Genomic DNA, 18,472 nt, shown 5'->3' with positions numbered 1-18,472 from the left:
CGGCGCCGGAGCAGGGAGGATTAGAAGGTTATGTAGCGCCGCGCAGTGAAGTGGAGCGTCAACTGGCGCAGATCTGGCAGGAGCTGCTGGATATAGAGCAGATTGGAATAAACGATGATTTTTTTGCTGTGGGCGGCCACTCCTTATTAGCGGTAAGATTGCTATCCGCCATCCGTAGCCAGCTGGGAGTTGAACTTTCTATTGGGGAGATCTTCGATCTTCCAACGATTGCCCTTCAGGCTGAACGCCTGAAGAATATACCGGCAGAGAACGCAGATGTCCCGCCTTTGTCTCCGGGACCGCGTCCGGACCATTTACCATTGTCTTTCAGTCAGGAACGCCTGTGGTTTATCGACCAGTTGGAAGGCAGCGTATCTTATCATATACCGACCGTTTTGAGATTACATGGAAAGCTGAAGGCAGATGATCTTGAGAAGGCATTCCGAACTCTTCTTACACGTCATGAAGCGTTACGAACGGTCATTGCACAAAATAACGATCAGCCTTATCAGGTCATATTGCCGGCGCACAACTGGCAGCTTCGGAGAATTGAGCAATACGGAGCTGATGAGCAGTCGCTAAAGAACCAGATCGCGGCGCTCATAGCCATTCCTTTTGATCTGGCTGCAGACTATCCCATCCGTGCGCACTTATTACGATCAGGCGAAAACGATCATTATCTGGTCGTAAACATCCATCACATCGCATCTGATGGATGGTCGATACCTATCATGATCCGGGATTTTACGGCTGCCTATGAAGCTTGTGTCGCCGGTCGTTCGCCTGAGCTACCCCCTTTACCGGTACAATATGCGGATTATGCCATCTGGCAGCGACACTATTTACAAGGCGATGTTTTGCAGAAGAAACTGAAATATTGGTCAAATCAGCTTTCGGGCGCTATTTCTCTTCGGTTACCGGCAGATCGCAAACGTCAGGGCAAACTGAGTGGCAGGGGATCGGCCTGCGAATTTGCGATCGACAAAGACATCATGGAACGACTGCATAAACTGGGTCTGGAAACAGGTGCCACATTGTTCATGACGTTATTATCAGCATTAAAGATACTGCTGAGCCGGCTTAGCGGTCAGTCAGACATTTCTGTGGGTACAACAGTAGCCAACCGGGGCATCCAGGAGGTAGAAGGATTGATCGGCTATTTTGTAAACACACTCGTGCTTCGTTCGGAAATACGTGGAGAATATAGCTTCAGGCAACTGTTATTGGCTGTCAGGCAAACGACATTGCAGGGTTATGCTCATCAGGATGTGCCATTCGAAAAGGTGGTGGAAGTCCTGGCCAGGAAACGCGATATGGACCGAAATCCTTTGTTCGATGTGATGTTTACTTTACATAATAACGAAAGAGCCAGATTGGAGGAAGCTGATTTCGGTGTGGGCATTGTACAGGAAAATATCGGCAACGATACCTCCAAGTTCGATTTGGCTTTTTCCGCCCTGGAGGATGATGTGCAGGGAGGTATCATTGTAATAGAATATTCTACGGATCTCTATGAAAGAGAAACGATACAAAAAATCGCCCATTGGTTCAAAGTATTACTGCTCGCCATAGCCGATAATCCGGATCAACGGATCATGGATATCCGCCTGCTTTCCGCGGAAGACATCGAAAAACGCATGGCGCAAATGAACAACCTGATAGCAGAAAATAACGATACATTATTTGATTTTGATTTTAAGAATAAATCGATCTAACCGGAATATCCGGTCTAAACATTTCTTTCTATGAGTGATGTAATTGAGAAAAAGTTAATGCACACCGACCTCAGTGCTGACATCGATAAACAGTATTGGGCGCAATATTTAAATAATGAGCGTATTGAGAACGCGGTTCCTCTGTTCGACGAAACAGGTCAACAGAACATTCGTAAAAGTTGGGAATATGTTTTGAATGAGGCCGATGCCTCGAAGTTGACGGCCTTGTGCAACGGGAAAGATATTTCAATCTATATTTTTGTTTTGACTGCTTATAGTGCACTGGTCAATAAGTATACGCGTTCGAATGCCGTGCCCGTGATTGCTCCGTTTTTTGGACAGACCGGTGACACAGGCGAAGCACAAGGGGTATTGCCTGTTATTTGCGGGATCGATAACAGGTTGTCTTTTAAAGAATGTTTGGTCGGGACGAGCCGGAATTTGATGACCTGTATTAAACACCAATGGCATCTGCCGGATATATCCGGTCCCGAAAGCCCTGTCACCATCGATCGAAAGTTGTTCAATACTGCTATCTACTGCGAATCCCTGCATGGGCAGCCGGATGATGCCTGGTTCAATGCGTCGGTTTTTATAGGCTTGAAGATCCGGGAGGGTTTGATCTCGTTCAACGTTACGACGTATTATGAGCTGCCGGTCGCAGCGGATATTTTTACCAAAAATTTATTGCAGGTTATTTCCGCTGCGCTGGAACATTTTGACATGCCAGTCAGGGATATGGAACTACCAGGTATAAACGCTGAATTAAAAAGCATACTTGATTGGTCGAACCGTGGTGATCAAAGTACGCCTGGTTTTTCAATACCGGGTCATCTGCGGTCGGTGGCGACTATGCAGGGGGACTCGGTGGCATTGGTGCATGGGACCGGATCGTTGAGTTATGGGCAGTTGTATGATCGTGTAACGGCACTTCGGTTGCGGTTGAGCGAGATGGGCCTGCCCCGTGGAGAGCGTGTGGTGGTGATGCTGAACCGTTCGGAGTGGATGGTGATATCGCTATTGTCACTGTTGGAGAGTGGATTGGTATATGTTCCTGTGGAAGGAAGTGTTGCCCTGGAGCGTATAGGGCTCATCGTTGAGGAGGTAGGCTGCCGGGTGGCCATAACCGAAGAAGGGTATGCCGATCTGTTCAGGGGCATGGGCGTGGAGCCGCTGCTGACCAGTTCGGTGCAAACCAGACCCGGGCAGCAGGAGGAATTGCCGTTTGGAGCGGCCGGGGAGGAAGGGGCCTATATCATTTATACGTCGGGTTCAACGGGCCGTCCGAAGGGCGTGCTGGTGAGCCATGGTAATCTGAATCATTTTTTTGAGGGGGTATACCGGCAGTATGTGTCAGGAGGCGTGCCGTTGTGGATGCCGTTTATAGCCTCGCATGCATTTGATATATCGTTGTTCCAGCTGCTGACGCCGTTGCTATCGGGGGGCGGCATTGTGATAGCGGAGCGGGAAGAGGTACAGGATGGCGGCAAACTGTTGTCGTTGCTGGATAGGGTGAATACCCTGGATACGGTGCCGGCGATGTATGAATCGCTGTTGAATTATATAGAAGGAAGTGGTCAGCAATCACGGGTGTCGCATATCCGGCGTGTGTTCATAGGAGGCGACCGTATAGGGAATGATCTGCTTCAAAAGTTAAGGGAAACCTTCATCAATAGTGAGATCGTGGCGACCTATGGCCCAACGGAGGCGACGGTATTCTGTAGTGCGGTGAGTTATGAGGCTGGCGTAGCCGTAGGCAAGGGGAGTGTGATCGGTCGTCCTGTGGGGGGCTCGTCGCTCTATGTGCTCGACGATCGGCTGGAAGTATTGCCTGTGGGCATAGAAGGCGAGATCTGCATAGGCGGCAGCGGTGTGTCGCAGGGTTATTACGGGCAGCCGTTACAGACGGCAGAGAAGTTTGTGCCGGACCCATATACAGCAGGTGGCATATTGTACCGCAGTGGTGACCGTGGCCGGTGGTTGAGCGACGGGAGCATTGAGATCCTTGGCCGCCGCGACGGTCAGGTAAAGATCCGCGGTTACAGGATCGAGTTAGGCGAGGTGGAAGAGGCGCTTCGCCAGGCGCCGCAGGTGCAGCAGTGTGTGGTGGTGGTACGGGAAGATGTGGCTGGTCAGCGCCGGCTGGTAGGCTATGTGGTGAGTGGAGAAGCCCTGGACCGGAATAGTATCCAGGACTACATGCGAAGCCGTTTGCCGGAGTACATGGTTCCATCGGCTCTGGTGGTGCTGGAACGGTTGCCATTGACAGCCAACGGAAAGGTAGACCGTAAATCGCTGCCGGCGCCGGAGCAGGCAGGAGGAGAAGATTATGTAGCGCCGCGTAATGAAGCGGAGCGTCAGCTGGCTCAGATCTGGCAGGAGCTGCTGGGCGTAGAACGAGTAGGCATTCACGATAATTTTTTCGAACTGGGAGGACACTCGCTGCTGGCGATGCGCGTCATCGCAGGTGTTCGTCAGGCCTTGAGCGTGGAACTGCCGGTGCGGGAGTTATTCGCTCATCCAACGATCTCGGGCCTGGGGGCCTGGTTGCAACAGCATGCAAAAGCGACGTTATTGCCTGCCCTGACAGTGCGTGAGCGTCCTGAATATATTCCGTTATCGTTTAGCCAGGAGCGTTTGTGGTTTATCGACCGGTTGAGCGGTAGCATTCAATATCATATACCGACGGTATTGCGGTTGGGGGGTGAGTTCGTGTGGGAGGACCTGCAGGAGGCGTTCCGTCGTTTGCTGGATCGTCATGAAGTGCTGGGAACGGTGATCGCAGAACAGGATGGCCGTCCGTATCAACGGATCCTGCCGTCGTCGGGCTGGCAGTTGAACCGTGTGGACCAAAGCGGGGAGAGCGAAGCGGAACTGCAGCGCCGGGTGTTGTCGCTGATCAACCGGCCCTTTGATTTGTCTGCAGACTATCCGCTGCGCGTAGAGCTGTTACCGTTGGAAGGCGGGGAATCGTTGCTGATCGTGACGCTTCATCATATAGCGTCTGACGGGTGGTCCGCTGCGATCCTGATCGACGAGTTCATATCGCTGTACAATGGGCTTACAGGCGTAGCAGACAAGCAGCTGGGTGCCTTGCCTGTACAATATGCGGATTATTCGATCTGGCAGCGTTCGTACCTGCAGGGCGAAGTATTGGAGGCGAAGGTGGGGTACTGGCGTGATCAGTTGTTGGGTCTGGAGCCTTTGGAACTTCCGCTTGACCATGCACGTCCGGCGGTACAAAGCAGTGAGGGGGCCTCCTGGAGTAAGCAGATAGATGGAGAACTGCTGAAGGGCTTGCGGTTGCTGGGTCATCAGGAAGGAGCGACCCTGTTCATGACGCTGCTGTCGGTATTTAAGATATTGCTGAGCCGCTACAGCGGTCAGCGGGATATCAGTATCGGCACGCCGGTGGCGAATCGTCCGTTGCGTGAAGTAGAGGGATTGATCGGCTTTTTTGTCAATACGCTGGTGCTGCGCACGAAGCTGGAGGAGACGATGGGGTTCAGGGAATTTTTATCAGTTGTAAGACAAACGACGCTGGAGGGCTACGGGCACCAGGATGTGCCGTTTGAGAAAGTGGTAGAGGCGGTTGTAAGAGACCGTGACATGAGCCGCAATCCCTTGTTCGATATAAAATTCGCTTTACATAACTTACCAGATACAGCTGAAATAAAAAATTTCGGACGTATTCAGTTAACAGCCGATAACCCGGAGTATGTAAGGGCCCAAAATGATATCAGTGTCGATATATATGTGTCTTCTACAGGGCTTCAGTTGAGTATTACTTATTGTACCGGATTGTATAAGGAAAAGACGATCAGGGGCATGGCGGATCAGTATGTGCAGTTGCTGCGATCCGTGGTACAAAACCCCGATCGGCTGGTAGGAGCATTGGATATGGTGCCCGGAGATGAGCGAAAGGTGCTGGACGGTTTCAATGCGACCACCGTGGATTTTGGGGAGAAAGGTACTGTTCTTGATTTGTTCGGTGAACAGGTGATGCGCAACCCGGAAGCTGTGGCGGTGGTTTTAAACGATCAGCGGTTAAGCTATCGCGAGTTGGAATCACGTTCGAACCAACTGGCGCATTACCTGCGCAAATTGGGTGTGGGGCCGGAGGTGCTGGTACCGCTATGCATCGACCGGTCGCTGGATATGATTATAGCTATTCTGGGAATATTAAAAGCAGGAGGGGCTTATGTGCCACTGGATCCGTTCTATCCGGAGGAACGGTTGCGGTATATGCTGGAAGACAGCAGTGCGGAGTTGGTGGTAACTCATGCAGCATACAGTCAGCAGCTGTCGTCGATTAGTGGTTGCCGTTGTATGGAGTTGGATAAAGAACGCGAGGCGATCGGCCTTGAGCCGGTTGAACGTCCCGCGGAAATGCCTGCCGGTGATCAGGCCTGCTATATGATCTATACCTCAGGTTCAACGGGCCGCCCGAAAGGAGTTGTGATAGAACACCGCGGTCTTGCAAATATGGTGCTTAGCCATATCGATTTCATGGGGCTAAGGCCAGGTTGCAGAATATTACTATTCTTTTCTTTCACCTTCGATGGCTCATGCCATGAGATCTTCAATACTTTGTCAAGTGGCGGCAGCCTGATAATGCCAACCCGGGAAGAGGTGCTTTCTCCAACGCTGCTGGCAGAACTGATAGAATGCCAGGCGGTGGACATTGCCACTTTTCCTCCGTCATACCAGGCCGTCATAAAAGACAGTATCGGACATCTCCCTGTATTATACTCGGCGGGCGAAGCGCTAAAAGCGGATGTTGCCGCCGAATTCAGGCGGCGGGGTTCTCAATTGGTCAACGGTTACGGACCTACGGAGAATTCAGTAACTGCAACCCTGACGAACGATCCCATTGGACCAGACGGCATAGTGACCATCGGAAAACCGATCCGTAATGTGCGCATATACATCGCCGCACAGCAGGGTGCATTGCTGCCGATAGGAGTAGGCGGCGAAATATTCATTGCGGGGGCCAGTGTGGCGCGGGGGTATTTAAACCAGCCGGAGTTGACGGCTAATCGATTTATTGAACATGCTGAATGGGGCCGCTTGTACCGTACGGGCGACCGTGGCCGGTGGCTGGCGGGCGGTGATATCGAGTATTTGGGCCGGATAGACGACCAGGTGAAGATCCGCGGCTACCGGATAGAGCCGGGAGAAATCGAGGCAGTGCTATGCGGGCATCCGTCAGTGGCGCAATGCGCTGTGGTGGTGCGTGAAACCGGCAAGGGTGAGCGGCAACTGGTGGCGTATATAGTGGCTTCGACGGATGGTGAGGTATTTGACCGGGATGAGTTATTAAACTATGCGCGGGAGCGGCTTCCGGAGTACATGGTGCCGGTGATGATGGTCGAATTGGAGGCGCTGCCGTTGATGACCAGTGGTAAAGTAGATCGCAAGGCCTTACCCGAGCCCGGAGCTATACAGCATGGATCTTATGTGGCCCCGGCCGACGGTATCGAACGTCAGCTTGCAACGATCTGGCAGGAAATATTGGAAATAGAAAGAATAGGGGTAACGGATGATTTTTTTGCTATGGGGGGACATTCCCTGCTTGTAGTAAGATTGGTATCAGCCATCCGGAAACAACTGGATGTTGAGCTTGCCATTGGAGACATCTTTGATTACCCGACGATTGCGCTGCTGGCCGGCACGATCTCGGATCGGAAGACTATTACAATGCCGCCCCTGCGCGTGCAGGAGCGGCCGTTATATATACCCTTATCATTCAGTCAGGAGCGGTTGTGGTTCATCGATAGGCTGGAGGGGAGTGTGCAATATCATTTGCCGGCGATATTGCCCTTGCGGGGCAGGCAGCATGTATTGCAGATAGAGGCGGCATTCCGTGGCGTCATAGGGCGTCATGAAGTACTTCGTACGGTGATAGGCGAGCAGGGAGGTTTGCCGTATCAACGCATCCTGTCGGGAGAAGACTGGTGTGTTCAGCATATGGTGCGTCATGGTTTGCAGGGAGAGGCGCTGCAGGAACTGTTGTCATCGCTGGTGAACAAACCGTTCGATCTGTCGGTGGATTATCCAGTACGGGTGCATTTGGTGGAGTTGGGAGCGGAGGAACAATTACTGATCGTGACGCTGCATCATATAGCGTCCGACGGATGGTCGAACGGGATTCTGATAAAAGAATTCAAGTTGTTGTACGAGGGTCTTCAGCGGGGAATAGAAGCGGAGCTGCCATCCCTGGCTGTTCAATATGCAGATTATGCGATCTGGCAGCGGTCGTATCTGCAGGGAGAAGTGCTGTCGAAGAAGCTGAGCTATTGGCAGGATCGTCTGAGTGGCTGGGAACCGTTGCAGCTTCCTGCGGACCATGTTCGTCCGGCGGTGCAGAGCATCCGGGGATCGTTGCATGGCTTCGGGGTAGACGCGTCACTAACGGGTTCACTGCAGTCGTTGTCACAGCAGGAGGGAGCGACTTTGTTCATGACGCTGTTGTCGGTGTTCAAGGTTATGCTGAGCCGCTATAGCGGACAGTCGGATATCAGTGTAGGAACGCCCGTGGCGAATCGTCCGCTGCATGAGGTAGAGGGGTTGATCGGTTTTTTTGTAAACACGCTGGTGCTGCGCACGCAGGTGAGGCAGGAAATGCGATTCAGGGAGTTGTTGTCGGATGTGAGACAGACGACCCTGGAAGGGTATGCGCATCAGGATGTTCCGTTTGAGAAAGTGGTGGAGGTAGTGGTAAAGGAGCGTGACATGAGCCGCCATCCTTTGTTCGATGTGATGTTCACCCTTCAATACGAATCAGGAGAGGTTGTTACAAACGGCGGGCGCCGGGAGGCGGCCTCCGTGCATACGACGTCGAAGTTTGATATGGTGTATTCGGTAGTGGAGCGGGGCGGAGGATTGTGGGTGGAGGTAGAGTATTGCCGTGATCTGTATGAGGAAGCTACGATAAAACGTATGTCGGATCATTATGTTCAATTGCTTCGCGCTGTAGTGGCGGATGCGGATGTTGTGTTGGGGGAGATTGCGATGCTGAAGGATACGGAGCCGGGCGCTGTCGTTTGGCAGGAACTGGTCCTGGGAACCGGATCAATCAGGTTTTTCCATATTGGGTCATCTGCGGTCGGTGGCGACTATGCAGGGGGACGCGGTGGCATTGGTGCATGGGACCGGATCGTTGAGTTATGGGCAGTTGTATGATCGTGTAACAGCACTTCGGTTGCGGTTGCGTGAGATGGACCTGCCCCGTGGAGCGCGTGTGGTGGTGATGCTGAACCGTTCGGAGTGGATGGTGATATCGCTATTGTCACTGTTGGAGAGTGGATTGGTATATGTTCCTGTGGAAGGAAGTGTTGCCCTGGAGCGTATAGGGCTCATCGTTGAGGAGGTAGGCTGCCGGGTGGCCATAACCGAAGAAGGGTATGCCGATCTGTTCAGGGGCATGGGCGTGGAGCCGCTGCTGACCAGTTCGGTGCAAACGGGACCCGGGCAGCAGGAGGAATTGCCGTTTGGAGCGGCCGGGGAGGAAGGGGCTTATATCATTTATACGTCGGGGTCAACGGGCCGTCCGAAGGGCGTGCTGGTGACCCATGGTAATCTGAATCATTTTTTTGAGGGGGTATACCGGCAGTATGTGTCAGGAGGCGGGCAGTTGTGGATGCCGTTTATAGCCTCGCATGCATTTGATATATCGTTGTTCCAGCAACTGACGCCGTTGCTATCGGGGGGCGGCATTGTGATAGCGGAGCGTGAAGAGGTACAGGATGGCGGCAAACTGTTGTCGTTGCTGGATAGGGTGAATACCCTGGATACGGTGCCGGCGATGTATGAGTCGCTGTTGAGTTATATAGAGGGAAGTGGTCAGCAATCGCGGGTATCGCATATCCGGCGTGTGTTCATAGGAGGCGACCGTATAGGGAATGATCTGCTTGAAAAGTTAAGGGAAACCTTCATCAATAGTGAGATCGTGGCGACCTATGGCCCAACGGAGGCGACGGTATTCTGTAGTGCGGTGAGTTATGAGGCTGGCGTAGCCGTAGGCAAGGGGAGTGTGATCGGCCGTCCTGTGGGGGGCTCGTCGCTCTATGTGCTCGACGATCGGCTGGAAGTATTGCCTGTGGGCATAGAAGGCGAGATCTGCATAGGCGGCAGCGGTGTGTCGCAGGGATATTACGGGCAGCCGTTACAGACGGCAGAGAAGTTTGTGCCGGACCCATATACAGCAGGTGGCATATTGTACCGCAGTGGTGACCGTGGCCGGTGGCTGAGCGACGGGCGCATCGAGATCCTTGGCCGCCGCGACAATCAGGTAAAGATCCGCGGTTACAGGATCGAGTTAGGCGAAGTGGAAGAGGTGCTTCGCCAGGCGCCACAGGTGCAGCAGTGTGTGGTGGTGGTGCGCGAAGATGTGGCTGGTCAGCGCCGGCTGGTAGGGTATGTGGTAAGTGGAGAAGCCCTGGACCGGAATAGTATCCAGGACTACCTGCGCAGCCGTTTGCCGGAGTACATGGTTCCATCGGCACTGGTGGTGCTGGAACGGTTGCCCTTGACGATCAACGGAAAGGTAGATCGTAAATCGCTGCCGGCGCCGGAGCAGGGAGGAGGCGAAAGCTATGTAGCGCCGCGTAATGAAGCGGAGCGTCAGCTGGCTCAGATCTGGCAGGAGCTGCTGGGTGTAGAGCGGGTAGGCATTAACGATAATTTTTTCGAGCTGGGAGGACACTCGCTGCTGGCGATGCGCGTCATCGCAGGTGTTCGTCAGGCCTTGAGCGTGGAACTGCCGGTGCGGGAGTTATTCGCTCATCCAACGATCGCGGGCCTGGGGGCCTGGTTGCAACAGCATGCAAAAGCGACGTTATTGCCTGCCCTGACAGTGCAGGCGCGTCCTGAATATATTCCGTTATCGTTTAGCCAGGAGCGTTTGTGGTTTATCGACCGGCTGAGCGGTAGCGTTCAATATCATATACCGACGGTATTGCGGTTGGGGGGTGAGTTCGTGTGGGAGGATCTGCAGGAGGCGTTCCGTCGTTTGCTGGATCGTCATGAAGTGCTGCGGACGGTGATCGCAGAGCAGGATGGACGTCCGTATCAACGGATCCTGCCGTCGTCAGGCTGGCGCCTGAACCGTGTGGACCAAAGCGGGGAGAGCGAAGCGGAACTGCAGCGCCGGGTGTTGTCGCTGATCAACCGGCCGTTTGATTTGTCTTCGGATTATCCGCTGCGCGTAGAACTGTTACCGTTGGAAGGCGGGGAATCGTTGCTGATCGTGACGCTTCATCATATAGCGTCTGACGGGTGGTCCGCTGCGATCCTGATCGACGAGTTCATATCGCTGTACAATGGGCTCACCGGCGTTGCAGACAAGCAGCTGGGCGCCTTGCCTGTACAATATGCGGATTATTCGATCTGGCAGCGTTCGTACCTGCAGGGCGAAGTACTGGAGGCGAAGGTGGGGTACTGGCGTGATCAGTTGTTGGGTCTGGAGCCTCTGGAACTTCCGCTTGACCATGCACGTCCGGCGGTTCAAAGCAGTGAGGGGGCCTCCTGGAGTAAACAAATAGATGGAGAATTGCTGAAGGGCTTGCGGTTGCTGGGTCATCAGGAAGGAGCGACCCTGTTCATGACGCTGCTGTCGGTATTTAAGATATTGCTGAGCCGCTACAGCGGTCAGCGGGATATCAGTATCGGCACGCCGGTGGCGAACCGTCCGTTGCGTGAAGTAGAGGGTTTGATCGGCTTTTTTGTCAATACGCTGGTGCTGCGCACGAAGCTGGAGGAGACGATGGGGTTCAGGGAGTTTTTATCAGTTGTAAGACAAACGACACTGGAGGGCTATGCGCATCAGGATGTACCGTTTGAGAAAGTGGTAGAGGCGGTTGTGAGAGACCGTGATATGAGCCGCAATCCCTTGTTCGATATACTTTTTTCACTGCAAAACAACGAGCAGGCGAACCTGTCGGGGCGGGTGCTTGGGAGCGTGGAAGTATCGCTGGAGCGTTCTACGCATACGACCTCCCAGTTCGATATGCTGGTGTCTGTAACGGAAAGGCCGGATGGCTTGCAGGTGGACCTGTCTTATAGCACGGACCTGTATGAGGAGGCAACGATCCGCCGGATGCTGGATCACTATGAGCGGCTGTTGCGTTCGGTGGTGCAGAACCCCGACACAGCGGTATGGGCATTGGAGATGCTGTCGGCAGCAGAAGAAGGGATGCTGTCGGGCTTCAATGCCACGGCGGTGGAATATGGTGTTGCAGGAACGGTGGTTGATCTGTTTGAAGCACAGGTGACCCGCACGCCGGCTGCGTTGGCGGTGGTTGCCGGGCAGTCGCGGATGAGCTATGGGGAACTGAATGAACGTTCGAACCGGCTGGCGCAGTACCTGCGCAGCCTGGGAGTGGAACGGGAGGTGCTGGTGCCGCTGTGTATCGACCGCTCAGCGGAGATGCTGGTTGGCATGTGGGGTATTTTGAAGGCCGGGGGTGCGTATGTGCCGCTGGATCCGTCGTATCCGGTGGAGCGGCTGCGGTACATGCTGGAAGATACGGGAGCGCAGGTGGTGGTGAGCAGCAGCCGTCAGGCGGATCTGCTGGCGTTGCTGAACGAACCGGGAAGTGAGGGTTGCCGCTGTGTGCTGGTGGATGAACTGTGGGATGAGCCGGGGACGGGACCCTGTGAAAGGCCACAGGGGGGCGCCGGACCTAACGATGTGTGCTATGTGATCTACACGTCGGGCTCAACGGGCCGGCCCAAGGGGGTGCTGATCGAGCATGGCAGTGTGGTGAACTATCTGTTGAATGAGAAGACCCAATATATAGGGCAGCAGGACGGCGGAGGAAGCTATGTGCATTTGCCAATGTCGTTCGATGCATCGGTGACGGCGCTTTTTTTGCCGTTGCTGCGAGGCCGGCCGGTGGTGTTGTCCGGGGCGCAGGGAACGGAATTGTTTGAATCGGAGGAACTGAGTGGGGAGCGTCCGTATTCGTTCATCAAACTAACGCCTTCGCATCTGCCGCTGCTGAAGTCAGCGCTGTCGTCGGGTGGCGTTGCCGGGGTAACGGGCCGGCTGGTATGTGGGGGCGAGGCGCTGGAGTGGCGCGATATAGGAGGGGAGTGGCAGGATGCAGGGGTGAAGGAGGTGATCAATGAATACGGTCCAACGGAGGCAACGGTGGGCTGCAGTACCTATGTGGTTCGGCTGGAAGCAGGGGAACCTGAGAGAACGGGCCGTGTACCGATCGGCAGGCCGATCAACAATATGCAGATGTACATACTGGGGCCGGGGGACCGGCAACAGGCGGTAGGCGTAGGCGGCGAGATCTGCATAGGAGGGCGAGGTCTTGCGCGGGGCTATCTGAATCAACCGGAACTGACGGCAGAGCGGTTTGTGCAGACAGGGTCATGGGGCCGTGTGTACCGCAGTGGAGACCGTGGGCGGTGGCTGAGTGATGGGAACATGGAGTATTTAGGGCGGATAGACGATCAGGTAAAGCTACGCGGCTACCGGATCGAGTTAGGCGAGGTGGAAGAGGTGTTGCGCCGTTTGCCGCAGGTTGAGCAGAGTGTGGTGGTGGTGCGCGAAGATGTACCGGGTCAGCGGCGGCTGGTGGGGTATGTGGTGATGGATCAGGAGGGGGTATTTGACCAGGAAGCATTATTAAACTATACACGGGAGCGTCTTCCGGAGTACATGGTGCCGGTGGTATTGGTGGAGCTGGAGCGTTTGCCGTTGACGGCCAACGGGAAGGTAGACCGGCGATCATTGCCGGTGCCGCAGGTACGGGGCGAGGGATGGGATAGCGCTGCGTGCAACGAGGTAGAGGGTCAACTGGTGGCGATCTGGGAGGAACTGCTGGAAGTGGAAGGCGTGGGAAGAGGGGATGATTTTTTTGCATTGGGGGGCCATTCGCTGCTGGCGGTGCGGCTGGTGTCTGCGATCCGCAGGCAACTGGGTGTGGAGTTGAGCATCGCAGAGATCTTCGATTATCCGACAGTGGGTTTACAGGCCCTGCAGGTGTCGGCCCGCAGACGGGTGGAGACAGCCGGGGTGCTGGAAGCGAAGGTTCGTCCGGAACAGATACCGTTGTCGTTTAGCCAGGAACGGTTGTGGTTTATCGACCGTTTGGAGGGAAGTGTACAATATCATATATCCACGGTGCTTCGATTGAACGGGGAGATACATGCGGAACGGCTGGAGAAGTCCTTCCGCACGATCATCGACCGTCATGAAGTGCTTCGGACGGTGATAAAAGAAGAGGATGGCCGGCCATATCAAAAGATACTGCCGGCAGGGGACTGGCGTATGGAGCGATGGAGCGCAGGGGATCAGCAGGAGCAGGAGGTTCGGGCAAGGATAGAAGCGTCGGTGAACCGTCCCTTTGATCTGGGCAGAGATTATCCGGTACGGGTGGAACTGCTGCAGACAGGGGCGCAGGAAAGCCTGCTGGTAGTGACGCTGCATCATATAGCATCTGATGGGTGGTCGGTTCCCATTCTTATTGACGAGTTCAGGTTCAGCTATGAGGCGCTTGCGGGCCGGGAGGCTCAGTCGCTGCCGGTGCTGCCTGTGCAGTATGCGGATTATGCGATCTGGCAGCGGTCGTATCTGCAGGGCGATGTGCTGTCGCAGAAGCTGGGATACTGGCGGGAGCGGCTGGCGGGCGCAGAGCCCTTGCAGCTTCCAACCGATCACATGCGTCCTGCGATTCAAAGCAGCAGGGGTCGTTCGCATGGCTTTATGATCGATCCTTCGTTATTGGGGCCATTGCAATTGCTGTCGCAGCAAGAGGGTGTGACGCTGTTCATGCTGCTGTTGTCTGCATTCAAATTGTTGTTAAACCGCTACAGCGGTCAATCAGATATTAGTGTAGGTACGCCTGTGGCGAATCGTCCGCTGGCCGAAGTAGAAGGCCTGATCGGATTTTTTGTCAATACGGTGGTGTTGCGCACGGAAGTAAACAACGATGTCACATTCAGGGATCTTTTGTCATCGGTGAAGCAGACAACGCTGGGCGCCTATGCGCACCAGGATGTGCCATTCGAAAAAGTAGTGGAAGCGGTTGTTCGTGACCGGGATATGAGCCGCCATCCTTTGTTCAACGTAATGTTCACGCTGCAGAACAAATCCCGGCAAGGGAAAGAGCAGGCGGGTGCCGGCAGTCTGCAGCTGATGTTGCTACATCCGGAGCACACAACGTCAAAATTCGATATGGTGTTGTCGGTTACGGAAACGGAGGCGGGACTGGCGGCAGAGATTGAATATTGCACGGACCTGTATGAAGCCGATACGATCAGTCGGATGTCGGATCATTTTGTGCAATTGCTTCGCGCTGTGGTACAGTATCCGGATCGTCGCGTAGGCATGTTGGAGCTGATCAATGAAAGCGAACGGGATGAGCTCGGGTTGTTCAATGCCACGGATAGGGTGGAAGGAGCGGCAAAGACAGTTGTGGCAATATTCGGCGAACAGGTACGGCGAACGCCGGATGCGGTGGCGGTGGTGTATGAGGGATCGCGTTTGAGTTACCGGGAGCTGGATGAGCGCTCGAACCAGCTGGCGCATTACCTGCGAAAACTGGGGGTGGGACCTGAAGTGCTGGTGCCGTTGTGCATAGAGCGGTCGCTGGAAATGATCGTAGGCATACTGGGTATTTTGAAAGCCGGAGGCGCCTATGTACCACTGGATCCATCGTATCCGGTGGAGCGGCTGCGATATATGCTGGAGGATATAGTAGCGGGTTTGGTGGTGAGCAGTAGTGAGCAGAGAGAGCTGCTATCGTTGCTGGGAGGGTATGAGCGGGTGCTGCTGGATAGGGATTGGTCCTCGATCGGCAGGGAGGGATTGGAGTCTCCCGGGCATGAGCCGGCGCCGGAGGATGCCTGTTATGTGATCTATACGTCGGGCTCAACGGGCCGTCCGAAGGGAGTGGTGGCGGAGCATCGTGGGTTATCGAATATGGTATCAGGTCACCGGGAGCTGTTGGGGCTGGGAACGGGACAAAAGATATTACAGTTTGCGTCGATCAGTTTTGACGGATCCTGTCAGGAGATATTCAACACCTTGTGCAACGGCGGTAGCCTGGTAATGGTAAGCCGGGAAACGATCCTGTCGCCGTTGCGGTTAAGTGAAGTTATGCGAAGGGAAGGCGTGGAAGTGGCGACACTGCCGCCTTCTTATCAGGGAACGATAAAGGATCATTTGGATGGTCTTCGGGTACTGTACTCTGCGGGAGAGGAGCTGGATGCGGAGGTGGCCCCGGCGATTTTGTCGAAAGGCATTCGGTTGATCAACGGGTATGGACCTACAGAGAATTCTGTGACGGCTACATTAACAGATGCGCCCGTGAGGCCGGATGGCGGGGTGACGATCGGTAAACCGATTGGCAATGTACGGATATACATATTAGATGGGTCAGTCAATCTTCAACCGGTGGGTATTGGAGGGGAGCTGTGTGTTGGAGGGGCCAGTGTAACGCGGGGCTACCTGAACCAGCCGGAGCTGACGGCGGAGCGATTTGTAGCGACAGGGGATTGGGGCCGTGTGTACCGTACGGGTGACCGTGCCCGGTGGCTGAAAGATGGGAATATTGAGTATTTGGGCCGTATAGACGACCAGGTAAAGATCCGCGGTTACAGGATCGAGTTAGGAGAGGTGGAAGAGGTTCTTCGCCAGGCGCCACAGGTGGAGCAGAGTGTGGTGGTGGTACGGGAGGATGCGGCTGGTCAGCGCCGGCTGGTAGGGTATGTGGTGAGTGGCAAGGGAGTAGAGCTTGACCGGGCGTTGATTCAGGACTACATGCGGAGCCGTTTGCCGGAGTACATGGTTCCGTCGGCACTGGTGGTGCTTGACGGGTTGCCATTGACGGTCAACGGGAAAGTAGACCGTAAATCGCTGCCGGCGCCGGAGCAGGCAGGATTAGAAGGCTATGTGGCGCCGCGTAGTGAAGTGGAACGTCAGCTGGTGCAGATCTGGCAGGAACTGCTGGGTGTAGAGCGGGTAGGCATTCACGATAATTTCTTCGAACTGGGAGGACATTCGCTGCTGGCGATGCAGTTTATAGCTGCGGCGCGGCGGGTGTTGAAACTGGAGTTGCAGATAAGAGCGCTATTCTCCCATCCAACTATCGAATCAATTGCTGCACATCTTCTGTTACAGGTTACCACAACTTCCTTGCCGGCGCTGACCATTCAGGTACGTCCAACATATATACCCTTATCCTTCAGCCAGGAAAGAATGTGGTTTATCGATCGGCTGGAGGGAAGCGTGCAATATCATATACCTACTGTGATAAGGTTACAGGGAAAGATATCAGTGGAAGATCTTTCGCGTGCTTTCCGTTCCCTTATCGAACGGCATGAAATACTACGGACTGTTATAGGCCAGCACGAAGGACGTCCTTATCAACAGATACAGGATGGGCGTGATTGGCAGTTGACTATTCAGGATATGCAGGGAGTTGGCATGCAGGAGGTTCGTCAAAGAATTGCATCACTGGTGAATGCGGCTTTTGACCTGGCAAAGGACTACCCCATTCGTGTTCACCTGTTGCAGCTGAACCCCGATGAACATCTGCTGGTAATGACAATCCATCATATTGCTTCCGACGCATGGTCGGTACCCATCCTGGTTCGGGAGTTTACCGCCGCCTATGAGGCAAGTGTCAATGGCTGTGCGCCTGAATTACCGCCGTTGCCGGTGCAATATGCTGATTATTCGATCTGGCAGCGTTCGTACCTGCAGGGCGAAGTTTTGGAGCAGAAACTTCAATACTGGCGTGACCAGCTATCGGGTCTGGAGCCGCTGGATTTGCCGGCGGACCATATGCGTCCTGCGGTGCAAAGCAGTAGAGGCGCCTCCTATGGTTTTTGTATCGACGGATTGTTGATGGAACGGCTGCAGTTGATGGCGCATCGCGAAGACGTTACCTTGTTCATGGTACTGCTTGCCGGGTTCAAGATATTGCTGAGCCGTTACAGCGGTCAGTCAGATATCTGTATCGGAACACCCATCGCGAACAGGACGATGCAGGAAATAGAAGGATTGATCGGTTTTTTTGTAAATACCCTGGCCCTCAGGACCGAAGTAAAGGGTGAACAAACCGTTCGGGAATTCCTTTGGTCGGTAAAACAAACTACACTTGACGGTTATACACATCAGGATGTGCCTTTCGAACGGATTGTAGAGGCGGTAGTTAAAGACCGTGATCTGAGTCGCCATCCCTTGTTCAATGTGATGTTCACCTGGCAAAACAAAGACCGGATGACCGGGTCTGGTAACACTGAACAGCTGGCAGAACAGCCTGAGCATACGACGGCAAAGTTCGATCTGCTTTTTTCACTAACGCAAACGGATAATGGCATCACAGGAGCCGTGGAATATTGTACTGACCTGTATGAGGAAAGAACAATCAGGCGCTTCCTGGATCACTATATACAATTGTTTCGATCGCTGGTACGCGATGCGGATCAGCGATTGGATGAATTGTCGCTATTGGCGGAATCGGGTATTGGTGAGTTGGAAAGCTTCAATGCAACGGAAGTAAGCTATGGTGCTGATCGCACGGTAGCGGAGTTGTTTGAGGAGCAGGTTGAACGAACGCCGGATGCGGTGGCGGTGGTTCATGGAGACCGGCAGGTAAGTTACCGGGAACTCGACAGGCGCTCCAACCAGCTGGCGCATTACCTGCGCAGGCAGGGGGTGGGAGCGGGTGTGCTGGTGCCGTTATGCGTTGGCCGGTCAGTGGAAATGATCGTGGGTATACTGGGCATTCTAA

General features: G+C 54.3%; 3 protein-coding genes. All 3 read left to right on the top strand.

Annotation, left to right across the window (positions count from 1 at the left end):
* Window positions 1-1,715 (top strand): condensation domain-containing protein (locus AC59IL_RS38655; protein ID WP_496557614.1); only part of this gene is annotated, 1,715 nt, incomplete at its 5' end.
* 30 nt (window positions 1,716-1,745) lie between these two features.
* Window positions 1,746-8,900 (top strand): amino acid adenylation domain-containing protein, encoded by a 7,155-nt coding sequence (locus tag AC59IL_RS38650; protein ID WP_496557613.1) that lies wholly within the window; start codon window positions 1,746-1,748, stop codon window positions 8,898-8,900.
* Window positions 8,836-18,472 (top strand): non-ribosomal peptide synthetase (locus AC59IL_RS38645; protein ID WP_496557615.1); only part of this gene is annotated, 9,637 nt, incomplete at its 3' end. The genes AC59IL_RS38650 and AC59IL_RS38645, both read left to right, overlap by 65 nt.

Source organism: Niastella sp. sgz303648 (genome assembly GCF_059587045.1).
Note: the sequence above shows the minus strand (reverse complement) of the source record. Positions and strands in the feature narration are given on the sequence as shown.